The following is a 25,414-nucleotide window of genomic DNA, read 5'->3' as shown; positions in this document are numbered from 1 at the left end:
CCATTCGTTGAGGCGACTTTATCAAGGCGAGCCACCATCCTTTGTGGCAGCAGAGAGGCTTTCGGTCGAAGCGATTTGCTTGGCGTGCGCGCGCAGTATTTTCAGCACGTCAGCAATCGCCTCCGGCCTGTCTGGCACCTTGTGATCGGAGCGGATGATCAATGTTGTCGTGGAGCCCGGCAGCAGCGCGCTACTCAATGGCACGTAGCCGTCCCCGGGCGGCGTTATGCCTGGAAGTACGCCGGCGATCGTGTCGTAGCGCACGCCAGGTGCCGGCATCAGCTTTTCATCCGCGAGTGTCACGGGTTCGTCGGGACGCAGGCTGGTGATGCTGGTGATGTGGCCGACCTTGAACATCGCCTGGAGCGCGGGTTGGATGGCCTTTGGATTTTGGCCAACGATGCGCATGACGGCGGCCATCTCCTCGATGTTCCTCCAGGCCAGTAATCCCACCATGCGCCCGAGCAATCCTTCCGCTGCGGGGCTTCCGCGCTGCGGCGCAGCCATGAAGATGATTTCGTTGACGCCCGGGTACGGCTCGAACTCGAAAATGTCCTTGAGTGCACGCAGATCCGCCGCATCGGCATGCAGGCCTTCCAACGGTTCGGTAAAGGCGGCGCTCCATACCGCCGGCGTACTTTGTGCGCAAAGCAGTCGCGCAATCACACCGCCCATGCTGTGCCCGATCAGCACGACGCCTCGTCGTGCCGGGGCTTGATTACTTGGATCCAGAACACTCCACGCTTCATCGATGTAATGCTGCACACGGTAGCGCTCCACCAGCAGCGGTGCATTGCTCTGATAGACGATGTGCCAGATCTGATAGCGCCGATGCAGTTCGGGGTCGCCCATGATCGCGTTGCTCAATCGCGCCCAGATCAATGGGCTTCCGGCGACGCCGTGAATCATGATGATAGGGATTTTGTTTGGATCGTAGTCGTCCAGGAGAAACAGGCCAGACCGCTTGCCTACTTCCGCGCCGCCGATCATGCCCCACCATGCCAGTCGCTTCAGACGCGTTCTTTCCAACAATTGCGCGTAGGGCGCCGACGCATCTTCGGCTAGTTCATAGCGATTCGTACCCGCCGTATGCTCGGGCTGGAGCACCGGGTTCTGCAGCACAAGTACCGGCATGTCGTCATATGCGCCGGTGCCCGATGCCGCCTCCAGCCACAGGGTCGCCGGTCGAAAAACACCCTCTGGCGGATAAAGGCGGCAGATAGCCCGATCAGAGCACGGCAATGCAAACGCCACCAGCGGCACGCCAAAACCGGCATGGTGATAACGAACGTTAGCCAGAGGCAGCATCGAGACTTGATCGGCAGGTTCCAGGTAGGCGCTTTTTCCGAGGCTATCGGGCATGCCACGAAATTCGACGCGGACGGGAATGCCTTCGAGGGTTGTCCGCCCTTGCGCCACATCGATAGGGCCACCTTGCGCGACGAGATCGAAGAAGGCCCGACTGCATTGCGTCGCGAGTAGACCGGCTGCCGTTTCTTTCGCCGCTTCTGTGGCCCTCATCGCATCGTGCGCCAGTGTCGCGCACTGCAACCACGCATACGCCTGTGCCTGTGCCGACTGCGCGCGGATGGCATCGGTCTCCCATGATTGCGCCTTCTCCAGTAGCGCCTCCACAGAAAGCCCGAACAAGCCTCGCTCCCCAGTCGATGCACAACCGGACACATACGCCGCCATCCACACCATGCAACTCACGCACGCAAACGTTCGCATGACCGAAAGCCGGCGAGGTTTACGGTCATGCTTCGGACGACCCTCCACCATCTGATCTTCTCCGTTCCCGAAGAATGCGCATTCATAACGTGCGACTGTTGAGCGCTGCTTGATAACTGCCTTCTCTGCGGCAGCCCGGCGGCGTTGAACTGGCAGTCTACTCCGCTGCAGCATCAACCGGTTTTCATCAACCCGATGCGGCGATGACTGCTTGTTTCGGTAATGCGCCACCTCGTCGTCACGCATCCATCATGCTCGTCGATACATAGATGGCGTTATGGAAAACGGCCCGACGATTCGGCTAAGAAAGATCATGCCCAACAAGCGCATGGCGGCGCTTGAAGATCGTCGGCGCCGGAAAATGGCGCAATCGGCCCATGCATTCGTTCGCGGCACCACAGAGCGCTTCTATCAGTGGCTGGCCTCGAAAAAGGCCACGACACTTCCGGATGGCCCGGACATCTGGATCTGTGGCGACTGTCACCTTGGCAATATAGGACCTGTCGCGAACGATCAAGGTCGCGTCGACATACTGATGCGTGACTTCGACCAGGCGACGATAAGTAATCCGGCATTTGACCTATGCCGTCTGGCGTTGTCGCTCTCGGTGCTCGCGCGTAGCTCCGATCTCCCGGGCATCGCAACAGCCCGTATCCTGGAATGCATGCTGGATGGCTATGAGTCGGCTTTTCCGGATATTTCAACACCGGCTCCCGCGCTTCCTCATCTGCTGCGGATGAAAGTGCTCGACGCGCATCGTAGAACCTGGAAAGCGCTGGCACGCGAACGAACCGAAGGCAAAACTTTGAAATTGCCGGTGGGTCGGCAGTTCTGGCCGATCTCGGCCGCCGAGCATGAAGCGTTGAGGAGTCTCTTCAACGCACCAACCATGCAGGAACTCGTCACCCGCGTCGGGCACCGTCCATCCAAGGCATCTGTGTGTCTGCAAGACGCAGCCTTTTGGCGCAAAGGATGCAGTTCGCTGGGGTGCGTGCGTTACGCAGCGTTGCTTGACGTCGGCGACAAATCTGCCCGCGGCAGCGATCTGTGTCTTATCGACGTAAAGGAGGCCGGGCCCTCTCTGGCGCCCGCCCGCGCCGACGCCAACCTTCCGGCCGACCACGGCGCACGCATCGTACAGGCGGCAAGGCAGCTTTCGCCCCATTTGGGTGAACGCATGCGTTCGGCCCAGATGATGGGTAAATCATTCGCCATCCGCGAACTGATGCCGCAGGACATGAAGCTGGACATCCGCCATCTTCGTCCCGATTGGGCGGCGGAGCTCGCTGCCTATTTGGGCTACATCGTTGGGCATGCGCACGTGGGCCAGATGGAGCAAAGTGTGCGACGTTCGTGGTATGCGGAACTGCGGCATGCAAGACCCAAATCACTGGGTTCGCCGACATGGCTTTGGGAGGCCACAGTCGGGCTTCTCGCCGACCTCGAGGTCGCTTATCTCGAACACTGCCGCATGTATCTCATCGATCAATCCCGTAGCCGATCACCGCGGGTGCATGGCTAAAGACTGCTGCTGGGCAATCTCAGCAAGCACGCTGAGTTTGCTGAACGGACCGTCACGGGTGGGCCCACCTGTGACGCGAATGGGCGGCGATTCACCCTCCGTGACACCGACGGGGTCCCGCGCCAACCATATGAATTTCGGTGGTTAGAGCAGCTTGGCAGCGCCTGACGTGGCCTGGGGCGGGCTGCACCCGGCCTCCCGACCGCTGCCGGCGACGGGAGCATTGGCTGGCACGCCTGATGCTTGAAGAGGCCTATGACGCCCGTAATCTTCCCGATCGAATTGGAGCACAACGCTCCCAGCAATGTGATACCGCTTCGGCCTGCCAGGCACAAAGCGCAGGGGCCGAATGCGCGTCCGTGTCGATCATCCGATGCTCAAGTTCACTTGATCGACGTGAATGCGATAGAACAAGAGCCCACCGACGAGCGCCTGGCACGCCGAGTGGAACGTGTTCTGTGCGCCCTGCTCTATCACGCGGTGCTTGAACCCAGTGGCCGGCGCAGTTCGAAGTTTTTTTCCATCGAAAAACGAGTCGCCCAGCTGGTATCGCGCGATCAACTGGCGGCGATCGCACGAGCAGCCATCCGTCTTGATTTAACTGCCGATCTCACCCGGCTTGCCGCGGTGGCCATCATGTTTGAACTCAAAGCGCAGTCGCGCTGGTTGAACCGGATGCTGCGCTTGTTTTCGGCGCATCACCGCCAGATCAAGGCCGACACGCGGGCTATCGCCCAGTTGCTCACGTCGGACCTGGACGCACTGAAGGTCCGCCCGATCGACACGTTTGCCGGGATTCTTTAAATCCCTCTTGCGCTAACGCTCGTCCCTCGATCACACACGACCCAAGCGCATCACCGTTTTGCAAGGTGAAGCACGCGCCGTTTGTGTGCAGCGACATGATCGGTCTTGTCGCTTTTGATTTCGTACTGCGGATCGTCACGCGAGGCGTGGTGCGTGTGGCCTTTGTAGTCGAAATCCTGGGTATGAATAGCGATGATAGTCCCCGTCACCCATCCGGCCTCGGAATTCCAGCGTACGTGGTCACCGACCTTGAATGCCTGGGTCATCACGCATCTCCCACTCTCAGTTCCGATCGTCGCACGCGACTGTCGATCTGATCTATACCCTTGAGCAAAACGGGCGCGTGAATTGCGCCTAGAGAGACAGTTGCGCTTTATCAAAATGCGCGGTGCGCCGCACGCCACGAGCCTGCGGCCATGTTACGAACAGTGCATTCTTTGGTATGGTAAAACGCTGGAGGGTGCACATGCAGCGTGTCCTCCACTATCAACCCGCACGTGACGCGCGATCTAGCTCGGCCTGTCGTCACCGGCAGCCATCCTCGCCATGATGTCGGCCTGCTCTACGCTTGGAGAATGGGGTTCTCATGATTGATATCACACGCCGCACCTTTGTCATCTCAAGCATGGGATTGCTCGGCTCAGGGCTTGTGCCACGTTTCGTGTGGGCGGGTAGCGGAAATGGAACAGCACCCACGCAGCCATGGGCGCTATCGCAAAGCGGCATGGCGGTCGCACCGCGCGAGCAGTTGTTGCTCGATTTCGGCTGGCAATTCGCGTTTGGCAACGGCAATGATCCGACCAAGGATTTTGGCTTTGGATTTGGCCAGGGCGATTTTTCGAAGACGGGCACCTTCAAGATTGCCACCGCCGAGTTCGATGCGTCCAACTGGCGCCGCTTGAATCTGCCGCATGACTGGGCCGTTGAACTTCCTTTCGTGCACGACGACAGCGGCGACGAAGACGATCGATTGACCTCGCATGGTTACAAGCCGCTTGGCCGACGCTATCCCGCCACCAGCGTGGGCTGGTATCGGCGCGAGTTCGATATTCCCGAGAGCGATCGTGGAAGCCGTATCTGCATAGAATTTGACGGTGCAATGCGCGACGTGATGCTGTTCGTCAATGGCTGCTACATCGGTCGCCATGACGACGGCTACACGTCGTTCCGTTTCGACCTCACTGATTTCCTTACGTACGGCAGCAAGAATCATATCGCCCTGCGCGTCGATGCCCGTTTTGGTGACGGATGGTTTTACGAGGGTGCCGGTATCTATCGCCACGTCTGGTTGGCTAAAACCGACCCCGTGCACCTGGGCCAATGGGAAAGCGTCGTGCGCTCGACCATCACTGACGATGCGGCCACGCTCGATCTGGCCACCCTGATCGAGAATGAGAGCGAGCATCCGGTGCATGCCTCGCTGGAATGGACCATCGTCGATGCGGGCGGTCACACGGTTGCTCAGGCAGTATCGCCCGCGCAGGTGGTTGCTCCGAATGCATCGACGCCTTACCAGGCCACAGCCACCGTCACTCATCCCACGCTGTGGTCGCCGGATGAGCCGCACCTCTATACGGCGCTCGTCAAAGTGCTCGTAGACGGGAGCCTGCGCGATGCCGAGCAGGTTTCATTTGGCATTCGTACGGCCGTATTCGATGCCGATCGCGGTTTCTTTCTCAATGGCAAGCCGCTCAAGATTCAAGGCACGTGCAACCACCAGGACCACGCCGGTGTCGGCGCCGCCCTGCCCGACCGGCTGCAAGCAGTCCGCATCTCGGTGCTGCAAAGCATGGGCTGCAACGCGGTGCGCACTTCGCACAATATGCCCACGCCCGAATGGGTCGCTGCATGCGACCGGATGGGCATGCTGATGATGTGCGAAACGCGCCATATGAGCGCCAGCCCGGGCGCCTTGCAACAGCTCGAAACCATGGTGAAGCGCTATCGCAACTCACCTTCGATCATTATCTGGTCGATTGGAAACGAGGAGTGGAAACTGCAAAAGGGCGATATGGCGCCCCAGGGCGCCCGCATCGCCGCCACCATGGTCGAGCGCTGTCATGCGCTCGATCCTACCCGCGTGGTTTCTGCGGCCGTCAATGGCGATAACGAGCAAGGCGTATCCGATGCGCTCGATATCATCGGCTTCAATTATCAGACCCAGTTTCCCGATGCTTTCCACCAGCGGCATCCGAAGCGGGCTGTGTTCGGGTCGGAAACGTCCAGCGCCATCTCTACACGCGGCGAATACACCTCGGACCCGACAAAGAATACGGTCAATAGCTATAACGGGGTGGTGCCATGGGGTCAGACGCCAGAGCAATGGTGGACTTTTTACGGCACGCGCGAATGGTTGGCGGGTGGTTTCGCCTGGACCGGCTTCGATTACCGTGGCGAACCGACGCCGTATGGCTGGCCTTCGATCAGTTCGCAATTCGGGATTGTCGATTTATGTGGCTTTCCCAAGGATTATTATTACTACTACAAAGCCTGGTGGCGGAAAGAACCGAGTCTGCATGTATTTCCGCATTGGAATTGGCAAGGAAAAGAAGGCCAGGAGATTGCGGTCTGGGTCTACACCAATCTCGATGAGGTCGAATTGCTGCTCAACGGCAAGAGTCTTGGCAGCAAGAAAGTGCCTCACCTTGGACACGTAGAGTGGACGGTCGCCTACGCACCCGGGGTCATCGAAGCGCGCGGCCGTCTTAACGGCCAAACCGTCTTGACCGAACGGCGCGAAACCACCGGACCTGCGCAAAAACTTCGCTTGACCGCCGATCGCTCGGAAATCGCCGCAGACGGACAAGACCTGGCCATCGTTACCGTCGAAGCGCTTGATCAGCACGGTCGACGAGTACCCACTGCCGACAACAAGCTCGCCTTCCGGATCACTGGCAAGGGCCAACTCATCGGTGTTGGCAATGGAAATCCCAACTGCCTGGAGAGCGACAAGGAGCCCAAGCGATCGCTGTTCAACGGACTGGCGCAGATCATCATTCAATCGACAGACGAACCGGGCGCGGTGCTCATTGATGCGATGGAGGAAGACACAAGCGGGCATGCATTACGCACTGCCTCACTGGTAATCAGGACCCGAAAGGCGGTGTCTGGAACTCGGCGCGTTAGTTGATTGGCTTCTTGGCGCTCGCGTTTTTCAGCCCATCGGCACGCTTAAGCCAACTCGCCAAACGTGTCTTTATACACATCGCCCAGCCAATCGATAAACACGCGCACACGTCGCGATAGCTGTCGTCGGTAGGGATAAAGCGCAGAAAGGGGTAAATCCGGACTGCGCCATTCGCCCAATATTTCCACCAGCCGCCCGGTTCGCAATGCATCTTCGACGTGAAAGCGGGGCAGCTGGATCATTCCACAACCGCGCAGTGCGCTGACGACATAGTTCTCAGCGTCATTGACGGCCATCCAGCCGCCGAGCGCAAACCGGTTGAGCTTGCCATCCACGATTAACTCGAGTGTGTCATCGATGCCGGTACCGCTGGAGAAGAACTTCACCACCTGATGATTGGACAACTCACTGGGGTCGTGTGGGACACCGAAAAACGCAAGGTATTCCGGGCTGGCGCAGATCACCTGAGGCATGCTGGCCAATTGGCGGGCCACCAGCGTGGAGTCGCGCGGCGTGCCCGCGCGGATGACGCAATCGACTCCTTCGCGCACCAGATCGACCAGGCGATCGCCACTGCTGATCACCAGATCGATGTTGGGGTAGCGACTGCGAAAGTCGTCGATCCTTGGTAGCACGATATGCGTGGCATGCGTGGTCGCCATATCCACGCGTAACGTGCCGCGCGGGTTGGAAGCAATGTTCTTTAGCGAGGACTCGGCGTCTTCCAGATCGCTGAGGATATGCACGCAACGTTCGTAGAACGCCTGCCCGTCCAAAGTAGGGCGCACTTGGCGTGTGGTGCGCTCCAGTAGCCGAACCCCGAGCCGCGCCTCCAGCTGCTGGATGGCATAGGTGGCCGTGGGGCGTGGCATATCGAGCACGTCCGCGGCGCGGCTGAAGCTCCCGGTTTCCACGATTCGGGTGAATAACTGAAGGGTTTCGAGGCGGTCCATGGCTCTATTATTAATTCATATTGAATTACGTTGTCACGTTTCTGTGATTTATCCATGTAGCCTAAATGATCAAACTCGCTTCCAAGGGCACTCCCGCCCTTCCACCCCAGGAGCGAACCATGAACTCGAACCAAGCCAAGAGCGCCATCGTGACGGGCGGCTCGCGCGGAATCGGACAAGCTATCGCCATGCGTCTGGCGGCCGACGGCTTTGCCGTCACCGTCAATTACGCTGGCAATGCAGCCAAGGCACAGGAAACGGTTGCCGCCATCGAGGCCGCCGGCGGTAAAGCCATCGCGGTACAGGGCGATGTCGGCAATCCCCAGGATGTGGCGCATCTGTTCGCCGCCACCAGGGACGCTTTCGGCCGTGTCGACGTGGTCGTCAACAGTGCGGGCGTCATGCCGATGACGAACATCGTCCAGAACAATCTGGACATCTTCGACAAGGTCATCGCCACCAATTTGCGCGGCGCGTTCGTGGTCATGGCGCAGGCAGCGCAGCATCTGGAAAAAGACGGCCGCATCATCGCCTTGTCCAGCAGCGTCCTGGCGAAATCCTTCCCTGCATACGGCCCCTACATCGCCAGCAAGGCCGGCGTGGAAGGCTTGGTGCATGTGCTGGCGAACGAGTTGCGGGGTCGCGACATCACCGTCAACGCCATCGCGCCAGGGCCAGTCGCCACGGAGCTGTTTTTCGACGGCAAGAGCGACGACCAGGTGACCCAGATCGCCAAGATGGCGCCGCTGGAACGCATCGGCACCCCCGAAGAAATTGCCGCCGCCGTGTCGTTTCTGGCCGGACCCGATGGTCGCTGGGTGAACTCCCAGGTCATCCGTGTCAACGGCGGTTTCGCCTAATTTCCGAGCGAGGAGATCATCATGAAACAGGTCATTCTGGTTACCGGCGCATCCAGCGGTTTTGGCGCGATGAGCGCACGCGCGCTCGCCGATGCCGGCCATATCGTGTACGCCACCATGCGCGATACCGCAGGGCGCAATGCTCCCCAGGTGGCGGCGGCGCGCGAGTACGCGGCACAGCACAAAGTTGAGCTGCATACCGCGGAACTGGATGTTCAATCGCAAGACTCCGCCGACGCTGCGATCGCGCAGATCCTCGCCGAGCAAGGCCGCATCGATGTAGTGATGCATAACGCCGGTCACATGGTATTTGGCCCGGCAGAAGCCTTTACGCCCGAGCAATTCGCGCAGCTTTATGACGTCAACGTGCTGGGCACCCAACGCGTCAACCGTGCCGTGCTGCCGCACTTGCGCGAGCGTGGCAGGGGCATGCTGTTGTGGGTGGGAAGCTCCAGCCATCGCGGTGGCACGCCACCGTATCTGGCACCCTATTTCGCCGCGAAGGCAGCCATGGACTCGGTCGCCGTGAGCTATGCCGCTGAACTGGCGCGCTGGGGCATCGAAACCACCATCGTGGTGCCCGGTGCATTTACCAAGGGCACCAATCACTTCCTGCACGCTGCAGCGCCCGCCGACAAAGAGCGACACGCCGCTTACGATAAGGGCGCCAATCAAGGCCTGACCGACGACATTCTCAAAAACCTGGCCGCCTGCGAGCCGCCGGATGCCGATCCGCAAAGTGTCGCTACCGCCATCGTCGATGTGGTCAACATACCTTCGGGCCGTCGCCCGTTCCGTGTTCACGTCGATCCCGCCAGCGATGGATGCGAAGTCGTCGACACCGTGGCCGACCGCGTTCGTGCGGAGTTTCTTCGTCGCATCCAGCTAGGCGATCTGCTTTCGCCCCACGTGCATCAGGCAACCTGACCAAGCCGCTTGCCACACTTTGCTCATCCGTTACTGAAGGAGAATTCCATGCCATTCGCTAATTTTAAATTCCCTGAAGGCGTCGTTGACACTGCCCGCAAGGAAGAAATCATCCACCGCACCACGGCGATGTTTGTCGAATACTTCGGCGAAGCTGCGCGCCCCTACTCCATGGTGCTTGTGGAAGAAGTCGCCGATGGCGGCTGGGGCCGAGCGGATGAAACACTCACACTCGAAAAAATGGGCTTGCCACCCACGTCGAAATAACGACGCGCCGGGCGCCTTGGGCGCGGCTTGTGCACCCCATGCAAGGCCGTGCCGTCTTGAGCGCCGCAGACCCAGGAAACTCGCCATGAACAACGCCCAACACCACCATTTCCGCATCCAGGTCGAGCGCGTGGACGACGCCACCTCAGCGCCGCTCGTCTTCGAGGTAATCCACCATGACGATATCTTCGCCATGGTGGAACGCGTGCATGCTGGGACGGCATTTGCTGCCAGCGATGCGACGGCCCTCGCGGTGGGCCTGAAGCTTTTCACCGGCGTGATGCTGAATCAGCCTAACGATCCTCTTTTTGCCGATGTGCAGCCGGTCATGCGCGTGTTTATCGGCAACCTGAAATCGCGTATCGCTGCAACCATGCAAAAGCGCAACAACGCCTGATTTCGAGGCTCGCCAGCCTGCGGGCGTTACCTGCCGGACGCCAGAAACCGAAGTTCAGAAAACGGCTTCCAGAGCGAGTGCAATGCCTTGCCCGCCGCCAATGCAAAGGGTCACCACGCCGCGGCGCAATCTTTCGTTCTGCATTGCATACAGCAGGCGTGTCGTGAGTATGGCGCCGGTGGCTCCGATGGGATGGCCATGCGCGACGGCGCCGCCTTCCACATTGACGCGTGCTTCATCCAGACCCAGCTCGCGCGCCACGATGATCGCGATGGCTGCATAGGCTTCATTGATCTCGAAGCGATCGACATCATCCAGTTGCCAGCCTGCACGCGCCACCGCCAGCTTTACCGCTGACACCGGTGCGATGCCGAACATGCCCGGCTCAACGGCTGTCACGGCATGGCCGGCAAGCCGTGCGACCGGTGCCAGACCTCGCGCTTCAGCGACGCCACGCGTGGCGACCAGCATCGCTGCGGCGCCGCTGTTCAAGCCAGGCGCATTGCCCGCGGTGATGGTGCCGCCCTCTCGGAACGCAGGCTTCAGGCGCATGAGCCCTTCGAGTGTGGTGTCCGGCCGCGGCGCCTCGTCGCGGTCGAACCGCTCGCTACCTTTGCGCGTGGGAATATCCACCGGCACGATCTCGGCATCGAAGCGTCCGGCATCGCGCAAAGCGACGAAACGCTGCTGCGAGCGCACGGCCCAGCGATCCTGCGCATCGCGATCCACGCACTGCTGCGCAATCAGATCCTCGGTATGCCAGCCGGAATGCTTCTGCGAAAAAGCATCATGCAGGCCATCCAGCAGCATGCTGTCGTAGAGCTGCGCGTGGCCCATGCGATTACCCCAGCGACCGTTGCTCATCAGATACGGCGCGCGATCCATATTTTCCATACCACCCGCAAGCATCAACTCGCCGTGTCCGGCGAGGATGTCCTGCGCGGCAGAAACAATCGCCTGTGCACCGGAACCGCACACACGGTTCACCGTCAGCGCGGGCACCGATACGTCGAGGCCACCGTGGATTGCTGCTTGTCGGGCCGGATTCATGCCGCTACCGGCTTGTACCACCTGCCCCATCACCACGCCGTCGATGGCATTCGGGCGCAGACCCGCGCGCTCCATCACCGCACGGATCACCGTCGCACCCAATGTGGTGGCCGGCACGTCGCGCAGAGCACCGTTGAAGCCGCCGATCGCCGTGCGAAGGGGATGGCAAAGTACGATTTCGTGTTGCATGAGGGAACTCCTGCGGATAAAGAAGTATCAGCGGCGTGCGGTGCGCACATCCGGAGCAGGCACCCAGCCTCCACCGAGCGCACGGAACGTGGCGACGGCGGCGCGCGCGTCATCGGCATGCACGCGTGCGAGCTCATCGCGCGATGCGAGCAACTGGCGATCCTCATCCAGCACGTCGAGCAGGCTGACCGCGCCGCCCTTGTAGGCATCTTCGGCGGCCGCACGCGCTCGCTCGTGCGCGTCGACCTCCTTGACCAGCACATCGTGCTGATGTTCAAGCTCGCTCAAGGCCACGATGGCATTTTCCACATCTTCAGTGGCGCCCAGCATGGCTTGTCGATAGGTCGCCAGCGCTTCGGCATTCGCACCCCTGGCTTGTGCGACTTCCGCATCCACGCGGCCGAAATCGAACAAGCGCCAGTGCAAGCCAAGCGCCGCCTGCGGCTCAAACGCACTGGATGTGAGCAACGCCCCCGTGTGCATGCTATCCACACCCAACAGTGCGCCTAGCGATACCTTCGGGTAGTACTGTGCAATCGCCTCGCCGATGCGCGCGTTTGACGCCGCCAGCTGCCGCTCCGCCGCGATCACGTCCGGGCGCCGGCGCAGCAACATGGCGGGGCCACCGTCGGTGTCGATCGAAGGCACGACAAAATGCTGCGCGCCGGCCAGCACTTCATCGCGGTACGTGCCCGGCGATGCACCCATCAGCACATCAAGACGATTGAGTTGCTGCTCCAACTCGATCTGCAACGGTGGCACCGTGGCGCGTGCCTCCAGCAGCAGCGCTTCTGCCTGCGCCTGCTCACGCTCGGTAGCCAGGCCGCCGGTGAGACGCAGGTGTACGAGGTCGAGCAAGCGCTGCTCCGTACCGATCTGCTGCTGCGCCAGGGCAATACGTGCCTGTGCACCACGCACGCGAAAATATGCATCGGCGGCTTCCGCGGCGAGCGAGATGCGCACACCCATGCCAGAGGCTTGTGCCGCCTGCGCTTGTGCCTGCGCCGCTTCGGCCCCACGGTGCAACCCGCCGGCCACATCGAGTTCCCAGCTGGCACCTGCACCCAGCGTTTCGAGCGTCTGGTTACGCCGATAGCCCGGCAATGCACTGCCGACTTCGCCGAGCGGCCCTTCGATCGATTGATACTGACGTACCACCTGCGCATCCAGGCTGCTTTGTGGCAGCAGCGCGGCGCCCGCTTCCCGCGCGGCTGCGCGTGCCTGATCGATGCGCGCCATGGCAGCGGCGAGATCGAGATTCTGCGCGGTCACGCGAGTAATGATGCGCGTGAGTTCTGGATCATCGAATCCCTTCCACCACGTATCAAGCTTCGGTGCAGGCTGGCTGGTATTGCGCTGGGCAAGCAACTGCTGCTCAACAAAGTGCTTGTTCGAAGGTACCGTCGGCCTGGTGTAGTCAGGACCGACGACGCAGCCAGCAAGACTTGCGACGGTCGCTGCCAACACAATGTGTGCCGTCGATCGGCGCACATCCGCAAATGATGGAAATGGCGAACGCATGGAAACCCTCCTCAGTGCGCGTCGGCCGAAGGCGCAGCGGGTGGTGCCACCTTACGCATCAGCGGCACCAGCACCGTAGCGATCACGAAGCAGACGGCGATGGCGAGAAACGCATCGGCGTAGGAAAGCGTTTGCGCCTCACGGAAGGTGAGTTGCCATAACGCGTGCAGCTCGCCGTTGGGGTCACCCACGTCGTAAAAATGTCCGGCGCCTTGCGCCAACCACTGATTCATCGCCTCATTGCTGCTGTTGAGATGCTCGGCCAAGCGATAGAAATGCAAATTGGTGCGATCGTTGAGAATCGTCGCGCAGACGGCGATGCCGATAGCGCCGCCGAGATTGCGCATCAGATTGAACAACCCGGAGGCGAGTTTCAGGCGTGCCGGCGCCAGGCCACCAAGCGTCAATATCACCACCGGCGGCACCGCCAGTTGTTGCGCTGCACCGCGCAGCGCCTGTGGCAGCAGTAACTGATGCGCACCCCAGTCATGCGTGATGGGTGTGAAATCCCACATCGATAGCGCAAAGACGGCAAGACCTAGCATCAGTATCCAGCGCAAGTCATAGCGATGCGCCAGGTACGAATACAGTGGAATCGTGAGAATCTGGAACACCCCGGTGGAAAACACCGCCTCGCCGATCTGCAAGGCACTGTAGCCCTCCACGCGGGCCAGAAAGATCGGCGTGAGATAAATGGTGGAGAAGATACCGACGCCCGTAACAAACGAGAACACGCAACCCAGCGCAAAGTTGAGATCGCGCAACGCGCGCAAGTCGACGACAGGATGATCGTACGTGAGGCTGCGCGCGACGAACGCGATGCCGCACAAACCCGAAAGCCACGCGGTGGTGGTGATGGTACTGTCCGTCAGCCAGTTCCAGCGCGGCCCTTCTTCCAGCGTGTATTCCAGGCAACCCAGGAACACCGCCAGTAGCAGCATGCCCAGGTAGTCGGCGCGACGCAGTAGAGAAATATCCGGCGTATCGATATTCACCCGCGTCGGCACCGCCACGGTGACGAACAGGCCCGGCACCAAATTGATGAAGAACAGCCAGTGCCACGACCAGTGATCGGTAATCCAGCCACCCAGCGTAGGGCCGAGGGTCGGTGCCAGCGAGGCGATTGCACCAATCGTCGCCGCTGCCGCCACGCGTTGCTTGCCCTGAAAGAATACGAAGGCGGTCGTGTATACCGTGGGGATCATCGAGCCGCCGAGAAAACCCTGCAGCGCGCGGAACACGATCATGCTCTGGATGTTCCACGCGATGCCGCACAAAAGGCTGGTGAGCGTGAAACCGGCAGCGGAGACCGCAAATAGCCAACGCGTGGAGAACACGCGCGATAGCCAGCCGGAGAGCGGAATGACTACGATCTCGGCAATCAGGTAGCTGGTCTGCACCCATGCCGTTTCATCCACGCCGGCCGAGAGGCCCCCGCCGATGTCGCGCAGCGAGGCCGACACGATCTGGATGTCGAGCAACGCGATGAACATGCCGACGCACATGCTGGCAAAGGCGAAGATCTTTTGCGCGTTACTCCATCTGGCCGGATCGGCCGGTGGCGCGAACAGGACAGCACGAATGTTCATGGTGCGTTGTTGCTGGGTGCACGCGTATCGACAACCGCAACCACGGACAGGCCGGGGCGCAACAATCCAAGCGCGTCATCTTTCTCGTCCAAGGCAACACGCACCGGCACGCGCTGCACGATCTTGGTGAAATTGCCGGTGGCGTTTTCCGGCGGCAATACACTGAATTCGGCGCCGGTAGCCGGTGCCAGGCTGAGCACGCGCCCATGGAAGCTGCGACCAGGCAGCACGTCCGCATGGATAATGACCGCTTGCCCTGGTTGCATGCGGGCCAGTTGGTCTTCCTTGAAATTGGCATCCACCCACAAGCCGTGCGCCGGCACCACGCTGAGCAATTGGGTACCCGCAGCCGCATACGCACCAACGCGTGCGCGCCGATTGCCGATGACGCCATCCACCGGTGCGCGCAGTTCGGTGTAGCTCACGTTCAAGGCGGCCAGATCGCGCTCTGCTTCGGCCTGTGCCAGCGCCGCGCGCGCCTGTTGTTTCTGCGAAGCAATCACATTGAGCTGACGTTGCGCGGCGATCCATGCGGCCTGTACTTTTTGCAGGGTTGCCTGCGCGACCTTGTCTGTTGCATCCGCAGTCTGCGCACTCTCTATCGACACCGCTGCGCGCCCTGCCAGATTCCGGTAGCGCACGTCATCATCGTGTGCGCGCGTCGCTTCGGCGTTGGCAGCGGCGATGCCCGCCTTGGCTTCCGTGATGATGGCCTGTTGCAGTTGCTCGGTTGCATCGAGATTGGCCAGCAATGCCTGCTGCGCGGCGACCGCACCCTGAGCCTTCGCCAGTGCGGCACGGTAGTCGCGATCGTCGATCTTTATCAGCACGTCGCCAGCATGTACCCGCTGATTGTCGGTGACATTCAAGGCCGTGATATAGCCCGATACCTTGGGTCCGATCACAGTGATGTCGCCACCGACGTAGGCGTCGTCGGTATCCTCGATGAACCGGCCGCTTGTCCACCAGTGGATGCCGTAAAGGATCCCAAGCAGGAATGCCGCGCCGATGGCGATACGAAACGCCAGCTTGCGACCGGATTTTGTGGGCGCCGCTTCGGCGACGTCGGGGAGATCAAGCCGCTTATCGGCTGCGACGGTATTCATAATGCGGCCCGCCGTTACGGCGAAGAAGTGTCCGATGCGGCGCGCTGTAGCGCGCGATGTTGTGCGTAGGTTTCGACGCGGGCACGGGTGCGCTCGTCGGCGGCTGGACCTGCGTGGAGGGTGTGGCGCGAGCGGTCGATCGGCACGCCTGTTTTGGCATCTACCATCACCGGCTCGACCACTTCACCGGTGATTTCATCAATTAACTGCATGGCCTCGCCTTCAACGGCGAACTGACGGTTACCCCATGCCATCAAGGCCACCAGGACCGGACGGAAATCGCGCCCGCGCGGTGTGAGCACGTATTCGTACCGTGGTGGTTTGTCGCTGTAGCGGCGACGCTCCAGCATGCCGGCTTCGACCAATGCGCGCAGCCGGCGCGTAAGCATGTTTGGCGCAATGCCAAGGCTGGCCTGGAGATCATCGAAACGCGTGATGCCGAGAAAGGCGTCGCGCAGGATCAGGATGCTCCACCACTCCCCTACGCGTTCCAGGCTGCGCGCGACGGGACATCGCATATCACTAAAGCTGGTTCGTTGCATGACGCCTTATCACCCACGCATGGATGGCATGGCTGCGCATCATCCGCCAGTTACTATCATTATGCAAGTTACTAACTAAACCGCGGCCATCCGTGACGAAAAAAAACCGCCGTAAGTATTTGAAATAAAACGCTTCGATGAGCATAAGGCGCCGCATCAGCACCGGCTTATGCCTGCACCAGCACCTCGGTCCTGAGATAACCGTCCTGCAAAAGGAGCTTCATTTGCAGCGATTGCGCGTGAGCGACAGAAGCCGCCAGCGCCAAACCTAGCCCGGTATGCACGCCGGCATCCCTACCCTTACGCCAGAACCGCTGCTTCATACGGGCGACGTCTTCGTCGGTGAGGTCAGGCGCTGCATTGGTGACAGACCAACTAAGCGGCGCGCATCGCAACGCGATGGTGCTGCCGGAAGGCGCATAGGCGACCGCGTTGCTCAGTAAGTTCCCGAGCAACACATCCAGCAATGTGGAATCAGCCATCCATATCACGGAAGAGGCAATGTCCAGCTGCAGCTGCAAGGCACGTTCCTGCAGCCGAAGTGCGTAACGCGTTGCCAGCGCCCGTGTCAGCGCGCTCACATCCACGTTTTGCAAAGACAATTGCTCGATGCCCGCCTCGATGCGCGTCAGCAATAGCAAAGCCGTCACGATGCGTTCCATCTTTCCACCGATCTCACCTAAGTCCGCCAGCAACGCTTGCCGGTCGCGACCGCTGGGATAGCGCAACTCCACTTCAATACCCGTGCGCAATTCGGCCAGGGGTGTACGCAACTCGTGTGCCACGCCGCTGGCGAATTGACGCTCCCGCATCAAGCCCTCCTCCATGCGCGACAAGAGCGCATTGAAGCGCGCAATCAGTGGCGATAGCTCGCGAATGGGGCTGCTTTGCAAACGCATGCTCGGCGTCTCCGGGCCGATCTTGTCCATCGCTTCGGCCAAACCGGCCAGCGGACGCAGGCTGCGCGTGACCAGCAATGGCGTAAGAATGGCCACGACCAAAAAGCCCAGCACCACGCACCCGAATTCGATGTGATCCATGGAGTGCTGGAAGGCCAGCACCTCGCTGTAGTCCACCGCCAATCCGAGCAGGCATTCGGGTACTCCGGCCGCGAGGTTTGCAGCATCAGAAGGCGCATCGTGCATGGCATCGAGATCAGGCCGAAAGTGCAACGCGATGGCACGCAGTTTGGTGCCGCGCCGATCGGTCATATCCGCGAACGCCATGGATTGCTGCTGCGCCAGCATCGGCCAGGGAAGCGAGCCGGCTTCATCGGACGATACGACAGGTTGGCCGCCACAATCGATGTGAAAATAGTTGATGCCATCGTCCGCCAGGAACGAAGGCGTCCACTGCGAAGGAAACGCTTGCGTGGATGCCCTTGTCCGCGCCACAAAAACATCCGCCAGTGCTTGCGCATGTTCCAGTAGATCGGCGTCCGCACGTTGCGCAACTTCATTGTCCACGCGGATGTCTATCACTATCGTGGCCGTGCCGAGCACCACCACGATGGCCGCAATAACCAGCAACGTGGTGCGGATGCGCAACGACATGGCACGCCGGCTTGACGACATGAGCGCCGTCAGCCGTTTTTAGGAATCAGATAACCGAAGCCGCGGCGTGTATGCACTAGCTCACCGATACCGGCGTGCTCAAGCTTGCGTCGAAGGCTAAATACCAGCACCTCCACGCTCCGGTCGGAGACGGTGGAATCGCAGCCGGCCAAACGCTCAAGAATCTCGGCACGGGAAAACGCGCGGCCGCGGTGCCGCATCAGCAGTTCAAGCAGAGAAAACTCACGCGGTGTAAGCATCAGCCATTCGTCTTCTACGCATACCGTGCGCTCGACCGGATCGAGTGTAAGTGCGCCGATGCTCAGCCGCGGGGTGTGTGCATCTTTCGAGCGGCGTGCCAGTGCATGCAGCCGCGCGACCAGTTCATCGAAGGAAAAAGGCTTGACCAGATAATCGTCCGCACCGCGGTTGAGCGCATCGACACGGTCGGAAATCTGGTCACGCGCCGACAGAACCAGCACGCGGGGACGTGTCGTGCGCCCCTGGATATGGCGCAGCACACCCAGACCATCCATGCCGGGCAAGCCGAGATCCAGCACGATCAATTCGTACTCATAGGTATCCAGATGCTGGCACGCCACCATGCCGTTAGCCGCGCTGTCCACGGTAAGGCCGGACGCCGTAAGGCCACGTCCTAGCGAATCGCGCAGCCGCGCGGAATCTTCGACGATAAGAACGTTCAGAGCAGCTCCCCCTCGCACGCGCCGCAAGGGACTTGGCCGTCAAGCGCGCCCCAGCAACGTCGAGCCGACTATAGCAGGGGGTGGTGCAGAGCCGATGAAAGCTCCCTTGAGCAGATCACGAACTCATAACGCACGGGTAAGTCCCGACTAAGTTTGGTCATACACACTGTTTGCGCCGGTCCGCACGGGGAACAGTTGATGGATAAAGTGGCTTTTTTTCAGCGTGCGGTGCGGGCACTAAAAGAAAATGCGACCTATTCGCAGCACGATGATTCCTGGACGATTGGCATCCCCCAGTTACGCATGATCATTGCGGATTTGCTGAAGCAACAGCCTGAAGAAATGCTTCCTTCCTATATCCTTATTCTGGAGGAAGGCGTGCGGCGAGGCTTTTGGAAAATCGACTACGACCACGAATATGTCACGGACATCGTGGTGATTCGTCAGCTCAACGACCATAGATAACATGGCACGCTCTGGAGCGAGAGTGCCGCTGCCTTTTGGTTTTTATATCTCCCCGCATAAAACAGACACGCAGCGCTTTAACGAAAAACGTCTGCCGACCTGCGTGTCTCCAGCCTGGAAAAACAGGCTACTTGCCGCTTACCACCACTAGCGTAAACCCGCTTACCGGCTTGCCTCGTTCGGCGACTTTCGCACCCACCAGGTAGATCTTGTTTGCCGTCGAATCGAGCGCCATGGTACGCGCGCTTTTCATGGTCGGCACGTCCGCGAGCTTTGAATAGCTGTCAGGCGAATCCTGGCGCACGATATTCAATACACCTTCACGACTGGAGCTGAAGACCTCGTGCCGTTGCGCGTCGTAGCGTGCCGCATCGGGTTTTTTATCAACAGCTATTTTGGCCACCTGATGTCCGTCGGTGGCGTCGGTAACGATCATCCAGCCGTTTGCGCACACGGAAAATATGCGCTTATCGGCGGCGTCCACCGCCAGTCCCGTAGGGCCTTCGCACGGAGCGAGTGACCAGGTGTTAACCACTTTGCCTTCCTTGACGTCGACGCGCGCCAACTCGGCCTTGTCTTCAATGTTGAGGTACACATGGCCTTCGCCATCGCTACCGGCGAATTCCGGATTGCCATCCAGCGGGATGGTCGACAGCTCTTTCCCTTGCATCGGATCGATAACGCTGATGTTGTTGCTGTCCCCGTTCATGGTCAGCACACGCCGCGTGGCGGGATCGTAAATGATGGCGTCGGGATCCTTGCCGCTAACAGGTATCGTGCTGACCACCTTGAAAGTGTTCAGATCAATGACGCTGACGTCATTGCCATGGCCGTTGCTCGCGTAAGCGCGGTGCAGATCGCTCACTAACGCAACACCGTGCACGTGCTTCATCCCAGGGATTTCCTGCAATACCTTGCCGCTTGTGGTATCGACAACCATGACCTGGTCGTTGCGTGCGATGAAAAGGTGATGAGCTGGTGCGTCCAGAGTCAGGTAATCCCAGCCGTCCGTTCCCCCGAGCGCGTACTGTTCGGTGACCTTGTAGCTGCCCGATGCTTGCGTGGCACACCAGGCAGATGTGCTCAGCAAGCCGGTCGCGATCAAAGCCCATGCGAGTTTCTTCATGTTATTGCCCCTTCGATTTTTAGTTATTCAGCTATCGATACCGAAACACGCATGGCGAAGTGTGCGCCGCCAGGCGCTTGGCTGTTCTGTATGCGTCTCACTGCGAACATAATCCAGTCCAGCATCACCGAAGGTCAATACAATTTCATGAAAACCGGACATCACTCCGTGCATCTTATTTCTAAGCCAAAACTAAGCATGTTGCGGTATTGAATGCCGGTTGTGCACGGATAATCAAAATAGCCACCCTGGACGACTGGCCGAAATCACTGCGCCAATATCCTATGCGCTCGCCTTTGCCATGCGCTAATGAGGCGCGATGTCACGCAGTTTCATCTTGAGAATATGGCCGTTACTCAAGGTCAACGTCAGCAACACACCTTCGGGTCGTAGCGATATAAGGTCCCATAGCTGGCCGACGCCGAGCGCGGATGCTTTCTGGCCGTCGATCGCCATGATGGCGTCGCCTTTCTTCAGCCCGGCTTGTTCAGCGGGACTGCCAGGGATCACTGCCGTAACCTGATAGCGATCCGGTTGATCCTCATGTTTTTCGGCGCGGAAGCCGGCCATGGCGTAATGCCATATCGGCGTCTTCGCGCGCGGCATGAGCACGATTTCCGCGCGGCGATAATCGACATGCACGTTGAAGCCCGCCAGCACGTCCTGCCCGATATTGCCCGCTTCCGTGGGATTGCCGGTGGCGCCGGCATCGGCACGCGTGAGTAGCGCCAACACGTCGCTCAACGTCGTGCCGCCAAGCTCAAGCGAGTGCGCATGTGCAAGGTGCGCGGTGTAAAGGCCGCCAACTCCACCGGTCAGATAAGGGGCACCATGCTCGTAATGCGACAGCAAGCCTTGCTGCTCGGCCCATTGCGGAAATAGCAAGGTATAACCGGAATTACCCGTGTCCACGCCGAAAATACCGCTCTTGCCATCCAGCTTCGCGCGAATCAATGGAATATCGGCGGTGAAATGGATCGGCAAGATATCGCCCTTCCTCGCAGCGGGCGCGTTGCCGTGATCGAACGGCTGCAAAATCAATTGCCGATGATCGTAGTCGAAGGTCACCGCAAAGCGCTGAAAGATTTCCAAGCCCAACAGCCCGGCAATCGGTTCGCGTCCAACGCCGCGTTGATAGAAACTGTAGGGAAAGGGAATGATCAGGAAAGCTTGATTGCGAATGTCGGCATTGCCGAGTGTGAGGTGAGCGACCTTGGTGTAAGCCGTGGTCATCGAGCCGGGGCCTGAGCCGGCGCTTACGCCGCTCCCCGTTGCCTGCAGCCCCAGCTTCTTGGCAGCTTCGCGGGTGAACAAGGCTTGGCCGCCAGTGTCGAGAATGAAAGGCATGGGGCCTTTTCCGTTGATCTTGGCCTCGATGAGTAGCGCGCCGCCTTCCAAGTGCATCGGCACCACGGCTTCCCTGGCGCCATGGGCCATGGTGACATCGCGCACCGTATTGGAAGGACGTGCCAGCGCACCAGCAGAGACCTCGGGCAGCGCCTGAATGTGTTCGGCAACATCGAGCGTCGTGCCGTGCAACGTGCCATTTGTCATCACTGACGTGGTGGTGATGCGAAATGGCAGTTGCAGGCCGTCGACAGCATGGTAATCGGCGTAACGCTGGGACCACAGAAGATAAGAGCCTTTCCATGCCACGTGGTCCAGTAGAAACGTGGACGGGTCGATCCAGAGCGTCAGCGTGCGGCCGCCGGTGGGGGTTGCTTGCAGACGAAAATAGCGGCGCCCATGTTCTTCGCTGTCGGTGAGCAGCTGAAACGAGGCGTCGGGTTGCACTGCGAGAAAACCAAAGCGCCGTAGCCAGCTCTCGCTGATGGCAAGCGCCTTCGCCTCATCGGAATCGTAGGGGCCGATCATGCCCGAAACACCCTGATGCCAGCGGCCCTGAGCATCGATACCATCGGCCGCGGAAAACATCTCATTGCGCCAACGGCTGATGTAATAGCCGTGATGAAGTTCCGCCAGCGATTGCCACGCACCACTCAGACCATCGCCGGTTTCGGTCCCTTCGCTTTGCAGCGCAGACACATGGTTCCAATGATCGCCACCGTAAGCCTGGCGCATCTCGCGCAGCAACGAATCAGCAGGATTGCTCGAAGGGACGCTGCCGGCCATACCGGGTGCCAACACAATGAATAAGCCGAGCAACAGACGCGAAATGATTGGCATGCCTGATAAACCCAAACAGAACAAGGACTGGACCACCAACGTACCACGCCACCCCACCCTTGCCGTGCTTCGGTTTCAATAAAGAGCCCGGCAGGTCGTGTCGTACCACGCGCCACATTCAAGTGAACCCCGTCGATGGCCGATAGCCCTTCCATGGACGTTGACGAGCACGTCCGATTGACTGGAAAGCGCGATGACCATCCCCCATTCCCGGGCCAAATCTCAGGACACCGGCTCAAGTAACGTGGTACCGTTTCGGCCGGTCAGAGACAACCGCCACGGTTCAGGTGACCCCCTCGTTCGATCGTGGGGTCCGGGACGACCCGCCAGCGTGAACGCGCTGGAAAGGGAGCCGACCGAGCGACGCCTGGCACGACGCATAGAGAGGGTTCTGGAGGCCATTCTTTATCATGCAGTGCTCGAGGCGGGCGAGCTTCGAGGTTCAGCACACTTATCCATCGAAAAACGCGTGAGCCGGCTGGTGTCGCGCGATCGATTGACGGCGATTGCGCACGCGGCAATCAACCTCGACGTGACAGCCGACCTCACTCGCCTGGCTGCCGCGGTGATCGTGTTTGAGCTTAAGGCGCAGTCTCGCTGGTCGAACAGAATGCTGCGTGCGTTCTCGGCCCACCATCGGCAAATCAATGACGACACGCTGGCTATCGCGCGCCTGCTCGCCTGGGATCTGGAAGCCCTGAACGTTCGACCCATCGACACGTTCGCCAGTTTCCTTTGATTGGCAGTATCACGCACAGCGACGATGCGTGGCAGCGTGTTATTTGAGCGCGGCCTGAAGCTTGTCGACATACGTGCGACTTGCGCGCAACGGCGTGCCATCGCGCAAACGCAGGAGGTAGTCGCGGTTTGGAAGCGCTTCCAGTTCGGCGACACGATCGATGCGCACGATCGCCGAGCGGTGGATGCGAAGAAATTTCCGAGGATCAAGCCGCAGACTTAGCTGGTAAAGCGTCTCGCGCAACAGGTACACCTGCTGGCCTGCGTGCAGGGCAGCGTCATCGCCATCGGCCTCGATCCAATCGACATCGTCGGCTTCGACGACCGCCAAACGCTGCCCCACGCGCACCGTAAAGCGCTCGACCCATGCCACGGTGGCGCCATGGCCGACGTGGCTAAAGTCAGGGCGAGCAATGCGGTTTTCATGAGCGACTCCATCTTGGTTGAATGGTTCGCTCGATTGACTCAGACCCCTGACGGTCGACGCCAGCCCTGTGCGCCAGGGCGTGCACCGGATGCGGCAGACCGTTTCGGCGATCGGCCTCACGGCTTATCGCCGGATGCATGATCATGGTCGCCGCTCATGTCCATATCCATGTCCTCGTCCGGCGGCGCCTTGGCAACGATGGCTTTGTATTGCGCAGGCGTCATGCCTGGCAGTTTTTGCAGGAACGCCACCATGCTCCAGATCGTGGCGTCATCGTGACTGAATCCCCACGCCGGCATCGCGCTCATTTTGATGCCATGCTTGATGGCCCAGAAAGCCACCCTGGGATCGACACGCTGTCGCGAAAGATCTGGCGGCTGCGGATATAAGCCTGGGCGGATTTCCGAATCGCGCATGCCCGGCGCCAGATGACAGCCGGTACACATGGCCGCGTACTGCCCTGCCCCTTTGAGAACGACCTTCGGGTCATTGAGATTTGGGATGGGCAGGTCCTCGGCACGTACGGCGATCGATCGGTTACGGATGGTCTGCATCAGGGCATAGGTGATGGGCCAATGCGGCTCGTCGGCACCCACGTTGTAGGCACCGAACCAGACCAAGCCAGTGGCGCCTGCGATCAAGACGGCAAATATCAATACGGCAGCGATAAAGCGCTTTTTCATGGATGCGTCTCTCATCAAAACCAAAATCGAAGACCAGCAACGATCTGCTGATCGAATACCGGCTCGCGATCGCCTGGCAGATTCGAAGCCGTCGCGCCGAAGCGACGCACCCATACCAGACCGACGTAGGGGGCAAACTGCCGATTGAATTCATAACGCAAGCGCAGGCCCAATTGCATGTCGGACATGTCGTCGACGATACGCCCTTGCGCACCATGCTTGCTGTACAGGTTGGTTTCGAATTCCGGCTGCAAAATCAGTCTCTGCGTGAACCGTAGCTCGTATTCGATCCGTAGCCGCGCCGCGGTGCGCCCCGCGTTGCTCACGTAACCGGTGGCCTCCACCTGAAACCAGTACGGAGCAAGCCCCTGGATACCGAACGCGGCCCACGTGCGATCGGAACCCACACCCACATCATGGCGAACGCCAAGTTGCGTATCCCAATGGGCCGTTATCGCGTGCGCCCACAATGCCTCCATATCGGCATTTTCCAATCGCCCGGCATTAAGCTCACCCTCGGTACGGAACCATGCCTTGTCGGTATCCGTACCGTACCAACCTTCGGCATCCCATGCCGCGCCATTAGCATCACGCCCAAGAAAGTATTCAAGCTGATCGACCAGCAGCAGATGTTGTGCAGCGTTGTCCTGCATGCCCATGCCCGTCATGGGGCTGGTTGTGAGGCCGTCCGAGTAATCCGGATTTCGCATATCGCCGGATGGCTTGCTACCGTGCAAGGCTCCCATGCTGTCATGGTGCATGTCCATGTTGGGCATGGATGAGGTGATCGGGACCGCTTGAGGCGCTCCATGGGTCGACGTCGCCGGAGCGGGCATGGGCATGCCGCCATGGTTCATGCCCATGTCAGGCATCGCGCTCATGTCCACGCACGGTGAGGTGCTGGATGACACAGGCACGGTTTGCGCGGCGTGCGTCAGTGGCGCCA

General features: G+C 60.1%; 24 protein-coding genes. 9 read left to right on the top strand and 15 right to left on the bottom strand.

Annotation, left to right across the window (positions count from 1 at the left end; all coding sequences use genetic code 11):
• Positions 1-21: 21 nt before the first annotated feature.
• Positions 22-1,650, bottom strand: coding sequence for an alpha/beta hydrolase (locus DWU98_RS04095; protein ID WP_147293206.1), 1,629 nt, complete (start codon positions 1,648-1,650; stop codon positions 22-24).
• Between the two features lie 394 nt (positions 1,651-2,044).
• Between DWU98_RS04095 and DWU98_RS04090 the strand changes: the two genes are divergently transcribed.
• Both DWU98_RS04090 and DWU98_RS04085 read left to right on the top strand, forming a co-directional pair.
• Complete coding sequence (locus DWU98_RS04090) at positions 2,045-3,253, top strand: DUF2252 family protein (protein ID WP_115494598.1); 1,209 nt, start codon at positions 2,045-2,047, stop codon at positions 3,251-3,253.
• A gap of 387 nt (positions 3,254-3,640) precedes the next feature.
• Positions 3,641-4,057 carry a hypothetical protein gene (locus DWU98_RS04085; protein WP_147293205.1) on the top strand — a complete coding sequence of 139 codons (417 nt, stop codon included), beginning with the start codon at positions 3,641-3,643 and terminating at the stop codon, positions 4,055-4,057.
• A gap of 50 nt (positions 4,058-4,107) precedes the next feature.
• Here DWU98_RS04085 and DWU98_RS04080 read toward each other — a convergent pair whose 3' ends face one another.
• The gene (locus DWU98_RS04080) at positions 4,108-4,323 is read right to left on the bottom strand and encodes a hypervirulence associated TUDOR domain-containing protein (RefSeq protein WP_115494234.1); all 216 of its coding nucleotides are present in this window, start codon (positions 4,321-4,323) and stop codon (positions 4,108-4,110) included.
• 320 nt (positions 4,324-4,643) lie between these two features.
• Between DWU98_RS04080 and galA the strand changes: the two genes are divergently transcribed.
• On the top strand, positions 4,644-7,187 hold the full coding sequence (gene galA / locus DWU98_RS04075) for a beta-galactosidase GalA (protein ID WP_115494233.1): 2,544 nt from the start codon (positions 4,644-4,646) through the stop codon (positions 7,185-7,187).
• A gap of 41 nt (positions 7,188-7,228) precedes the next feature.
• On the opposite strand, the gene DWU98_RS04070 is transcribed toward galA, so the two are convergent.
• The gene (locus DWU98_RS04070) at positions 7,229-8,137 is read right to left on the bottom strand and encodes a LysR family transcriptional regulator (RefSeq protein ID WP_115494232.1); all 909 of its coding nucleotides are present in this window, start codon (positions 8,135-8,137) and stop codon (positions 7,229-7,231) included.
• Positions 8,138-8,256: 119 nt separating this feature from the next.
• Between DWU98_RS04070 and DWU98_RS04065 the strand changes: the two genes are divergently transcribed.
• The 4 genes from DWU98_RS04065 to DWU98_RS04050 all read left to right on the top strand — a co-directional run bounded on the left by DWU98_RS04065 (position 8,257) and on the right by DWU98_RS04050 (position 10,588).
• Positions 8,257-8,997, top strand: a complete 741-nt coding sequence (locus DWU98_RS04065) for an SDR family oxidoreductase (RefSeq protein ID WP_115494231.1) — start codon at positions 8,257-8,259, stop codon at positions 8,995-8,997.
• Between the two features lie 21 nt (positions 8,998-9,018).
• Positions 9,019-9,924 (top strand): SDR family oxidoreductase, encoded by a 906-nt coding sequence (locus DWU98_RS04060; protein ID WP_115494230.1) that lies wholly within the window; start codon positions 9,019-9,021, stop codon positions 9,922-9,924.
• 48 nt (positions 9,925-9,972) lie between these two features.
• A complete protein-coding gene (locus DWU98_RS04055; protein WP_115494229.1) occupies positions 9,973-10,191 on the top strand; it encodes a tautomerase family protein in 219 nt (72 codons plus the stop codon).
• Positions 10,192-10,276: 85 nt separating this feature from the next.
• Complete coding sequence (locus DWU98_RS04050) at positions 10,277-10,588, top strand: DUF3861 domain-containing protein (RefSeq protein ID WP_158544952.1); 312 nt, start codon at positions 10,277-10,279, stop codon at positions 10,586-10,588.
• Positions 10,589-10,642: 54 nt separating this feature from the next.
• Here DWU98_RS04050 and DWU98_RS04045 read toward each other — a convergent pair whose 3' ends face one another.
• The 7 genes from DWU98_RS04045 to DWU98_RS04015 all read right to left on the bottom strand — a co-directional run bounded on the left by DWU98_RS04045 (position 10,643) and on the right by DWU98_RS04015 (position 18,860).
• The gene (locus DWU98_RS04045; protein WP_115494227.1) at positions 10,643-11,827 is read right to left on the bottom strand and encodes a thiolase family protein; all 1,185 of its coding nucleotides are present in this window, start codon (positions 11,825-11,827) and stop codon (positions 10,643-10,645) included.
• 27 nt (positions 11,828-11,854) lie between these two features.
• A complete protein-coding gene (locus DWU98_RS04040; protein WP_115494226.1) occupies positions 11,855-13,348 on the bottom strand; it encodes an efflux transporter outer membrane subunit in 1,494 nt (497 codons plus the stop codon).
• 11 nt (positions 13,349-13,359) lie between these two features.
• Complete coding sequence (locus DWU98_RS04035; RefSeq protein ID WP_115494225.1) at positions 13,360-14,937, bottom strand: DHA2 family efflux MFS transporter permease subunit; 1,578 nt, start codon at positions 14,935-14,937, stop codon at positions 13,360-13,362.
• Entirely contained in the window at positions 14,934-16,043 is a 1,110-nt protein-coding gene (locus DWU98_RS04030) for an HlyD family secretion protein (protein ID WP_115494224.1), read from the bottom strand. Before DWU98_RS04030 ends, DWU98_RS04035 begins: the two co-directional genes overlap by 4 nt.
• 14 nt (positions 16,044-16,057) lie before the next feature.
• Entirely contained in the window at positions 16,058-16,585 is a 528-nt protein-coding gene (locus DWU98_RS04025) for a winged helix-turn-helix transcriptional regulator (protein ID WP_115494223.1), read from the bottom strand.
• 167 nt (positions 16,586-16,752) lie between these two features.
• A complete protein-coding gene (locus DWU98_RS04020; RefSeq protein WP_158544951.1) occupies positions 16,753-18,138 on the bottom strand; it encodes a histidine kinase dimerization/phospho-acceptor domain-containing protein in 1,386 nt (461 codons plus the stop codon).
• A gap of 29 nt (positions 18,139-18,167) precedes the next feature.
• Positions 18,168-18,860 carry a response regulator transcription factor gene (locus DWU98_RS04015; RefSeq protein WP_230474716.1) on the bottom strand — a complete coding sequence of 231 codons (693 nt, stop codon included), beginning with the start codon at positions 18,858-18,860 and terminating at the stop codon, positions 18,168-18,170.
• A gap of 180 nt (positions 18,861-19,040) precedes the next feature.
• On the opposite strand from DWU98_RS04015, the gene DWU98_RS04010 reads away from it, so the two are divergent.
• On the top strand, positions 19,041-19,307 hold the full coding sequence (locus DWU98_RS04010) for a hypothetical protein (RefSeq protein ID WP_115494221.1): 267 nt from the start codon (positions 19,041-19,043) through the stop codon (positions 19,305-19,307).
• Between the two features lie 127 nt (positions 19,308-19,434).
• Here DWU98_RS04010 and DWU98_RS04005 read toward each other — a convergent pair whose 3' ends face one another.
• Together DWU98_RS04005 and DWU98_RS04000 are read right to left on the bottom strand one after the other, a co-directional pair.
• Entirely contained in the window at positions 19,435-20,433 is a 999-nt protein-coding gene (locus tag DWU98_RS04005) for a YncE family protein (protein ID WP_230474668.1), read from the bottom strand.
• A gap of 306 nt (positions 20,434-20,739) precedes the next feature.
• Complete coding sequence (locus DWU98_RS04000) at positions 20,740-22,620, bottom strand: aspartyl protease family protein (RefSeq protein ID WP_115494220.1); 1,881 nt, start codon at positions 22,618-22,620, stop codon at positions 20,740-20,742.
• A 331-nt stretch (positions 22,621-22,951) separates the two neighbouring features.
• On the opposite strand from DWU98_RS04000, the gene DWU98_RS03995 reads away from it, so the two are divergent.
• Positions 22,952-23,359, top strand: coding sequence for a hypothetical protein (locus DWU98_RS03995; protein ID WP_147293204.1), 408 nt, complete (start codon positions 22,952-22,954; stop codon positions 23,357-23,359).
• Between the two features lie 39 nt (positions 23,360-23,398).
• On the opposite strand, the gene DWU98_RS03990 is transcribed toward DWU98_RS03995, so the two are convergent.
• The 3 genes from DWU98_RS03990 to DWU98_RS03980 all read right to left on the bottom strand — a co-directional run bounded on the left by DWU98_RS03990 (position 23,399) and on the right by DWU98_RS03980 (position 25,349).
• Positions 23,399-23,731, bottom strand: coding sequence for a LytTR family DNA-binding domain-containing protein (locus tag DWU98_RS03990; protein ID WP_230474667.1), 333 nt, complete (start codon positions 23,729-23,731; stop codon positions 23,399-23,401).
• A 170-nt stretch (positions 23,732-23,901) separates the two neighbouring features.
• Entirely contained in the window at positions 23,902-24,468 is a 567-nt protein-coding gene (locus DWU98_RS03985; protein ID WP_115494217.1) for a c-type cytochrome, read from the bottom strand.
• Between the two features lie 14 nt (positions 24,469-24,482).
• Positions 24,483-25,349 (bottom strand): copper resistance protein B, encoded by an 867-nt coding sequence (locus DWU98_RS03980; protein ID WP_230474666.1) that lies wholly within the window; start codon positions 25,347-25,349, stop codon positions 24,483-24,485.
• Positions 25,350-25,414: the final 65 nt, after the last annotated feature.

Origin of the sequence: Dyella monticola (assembly GCF_003363155.1) — a bacterium.
Lineage (GTDB): Bacteria > Pseudomonadota > Gammaproteobacteria > Xanthomonadales > Rhodanobacteraceae > Dyella_B > Dyella_B monticola.
Note: the sequence above shows the minus strand (reverse complement) of the source record. Positions and strands in the feature narration are given on the sequence as shown.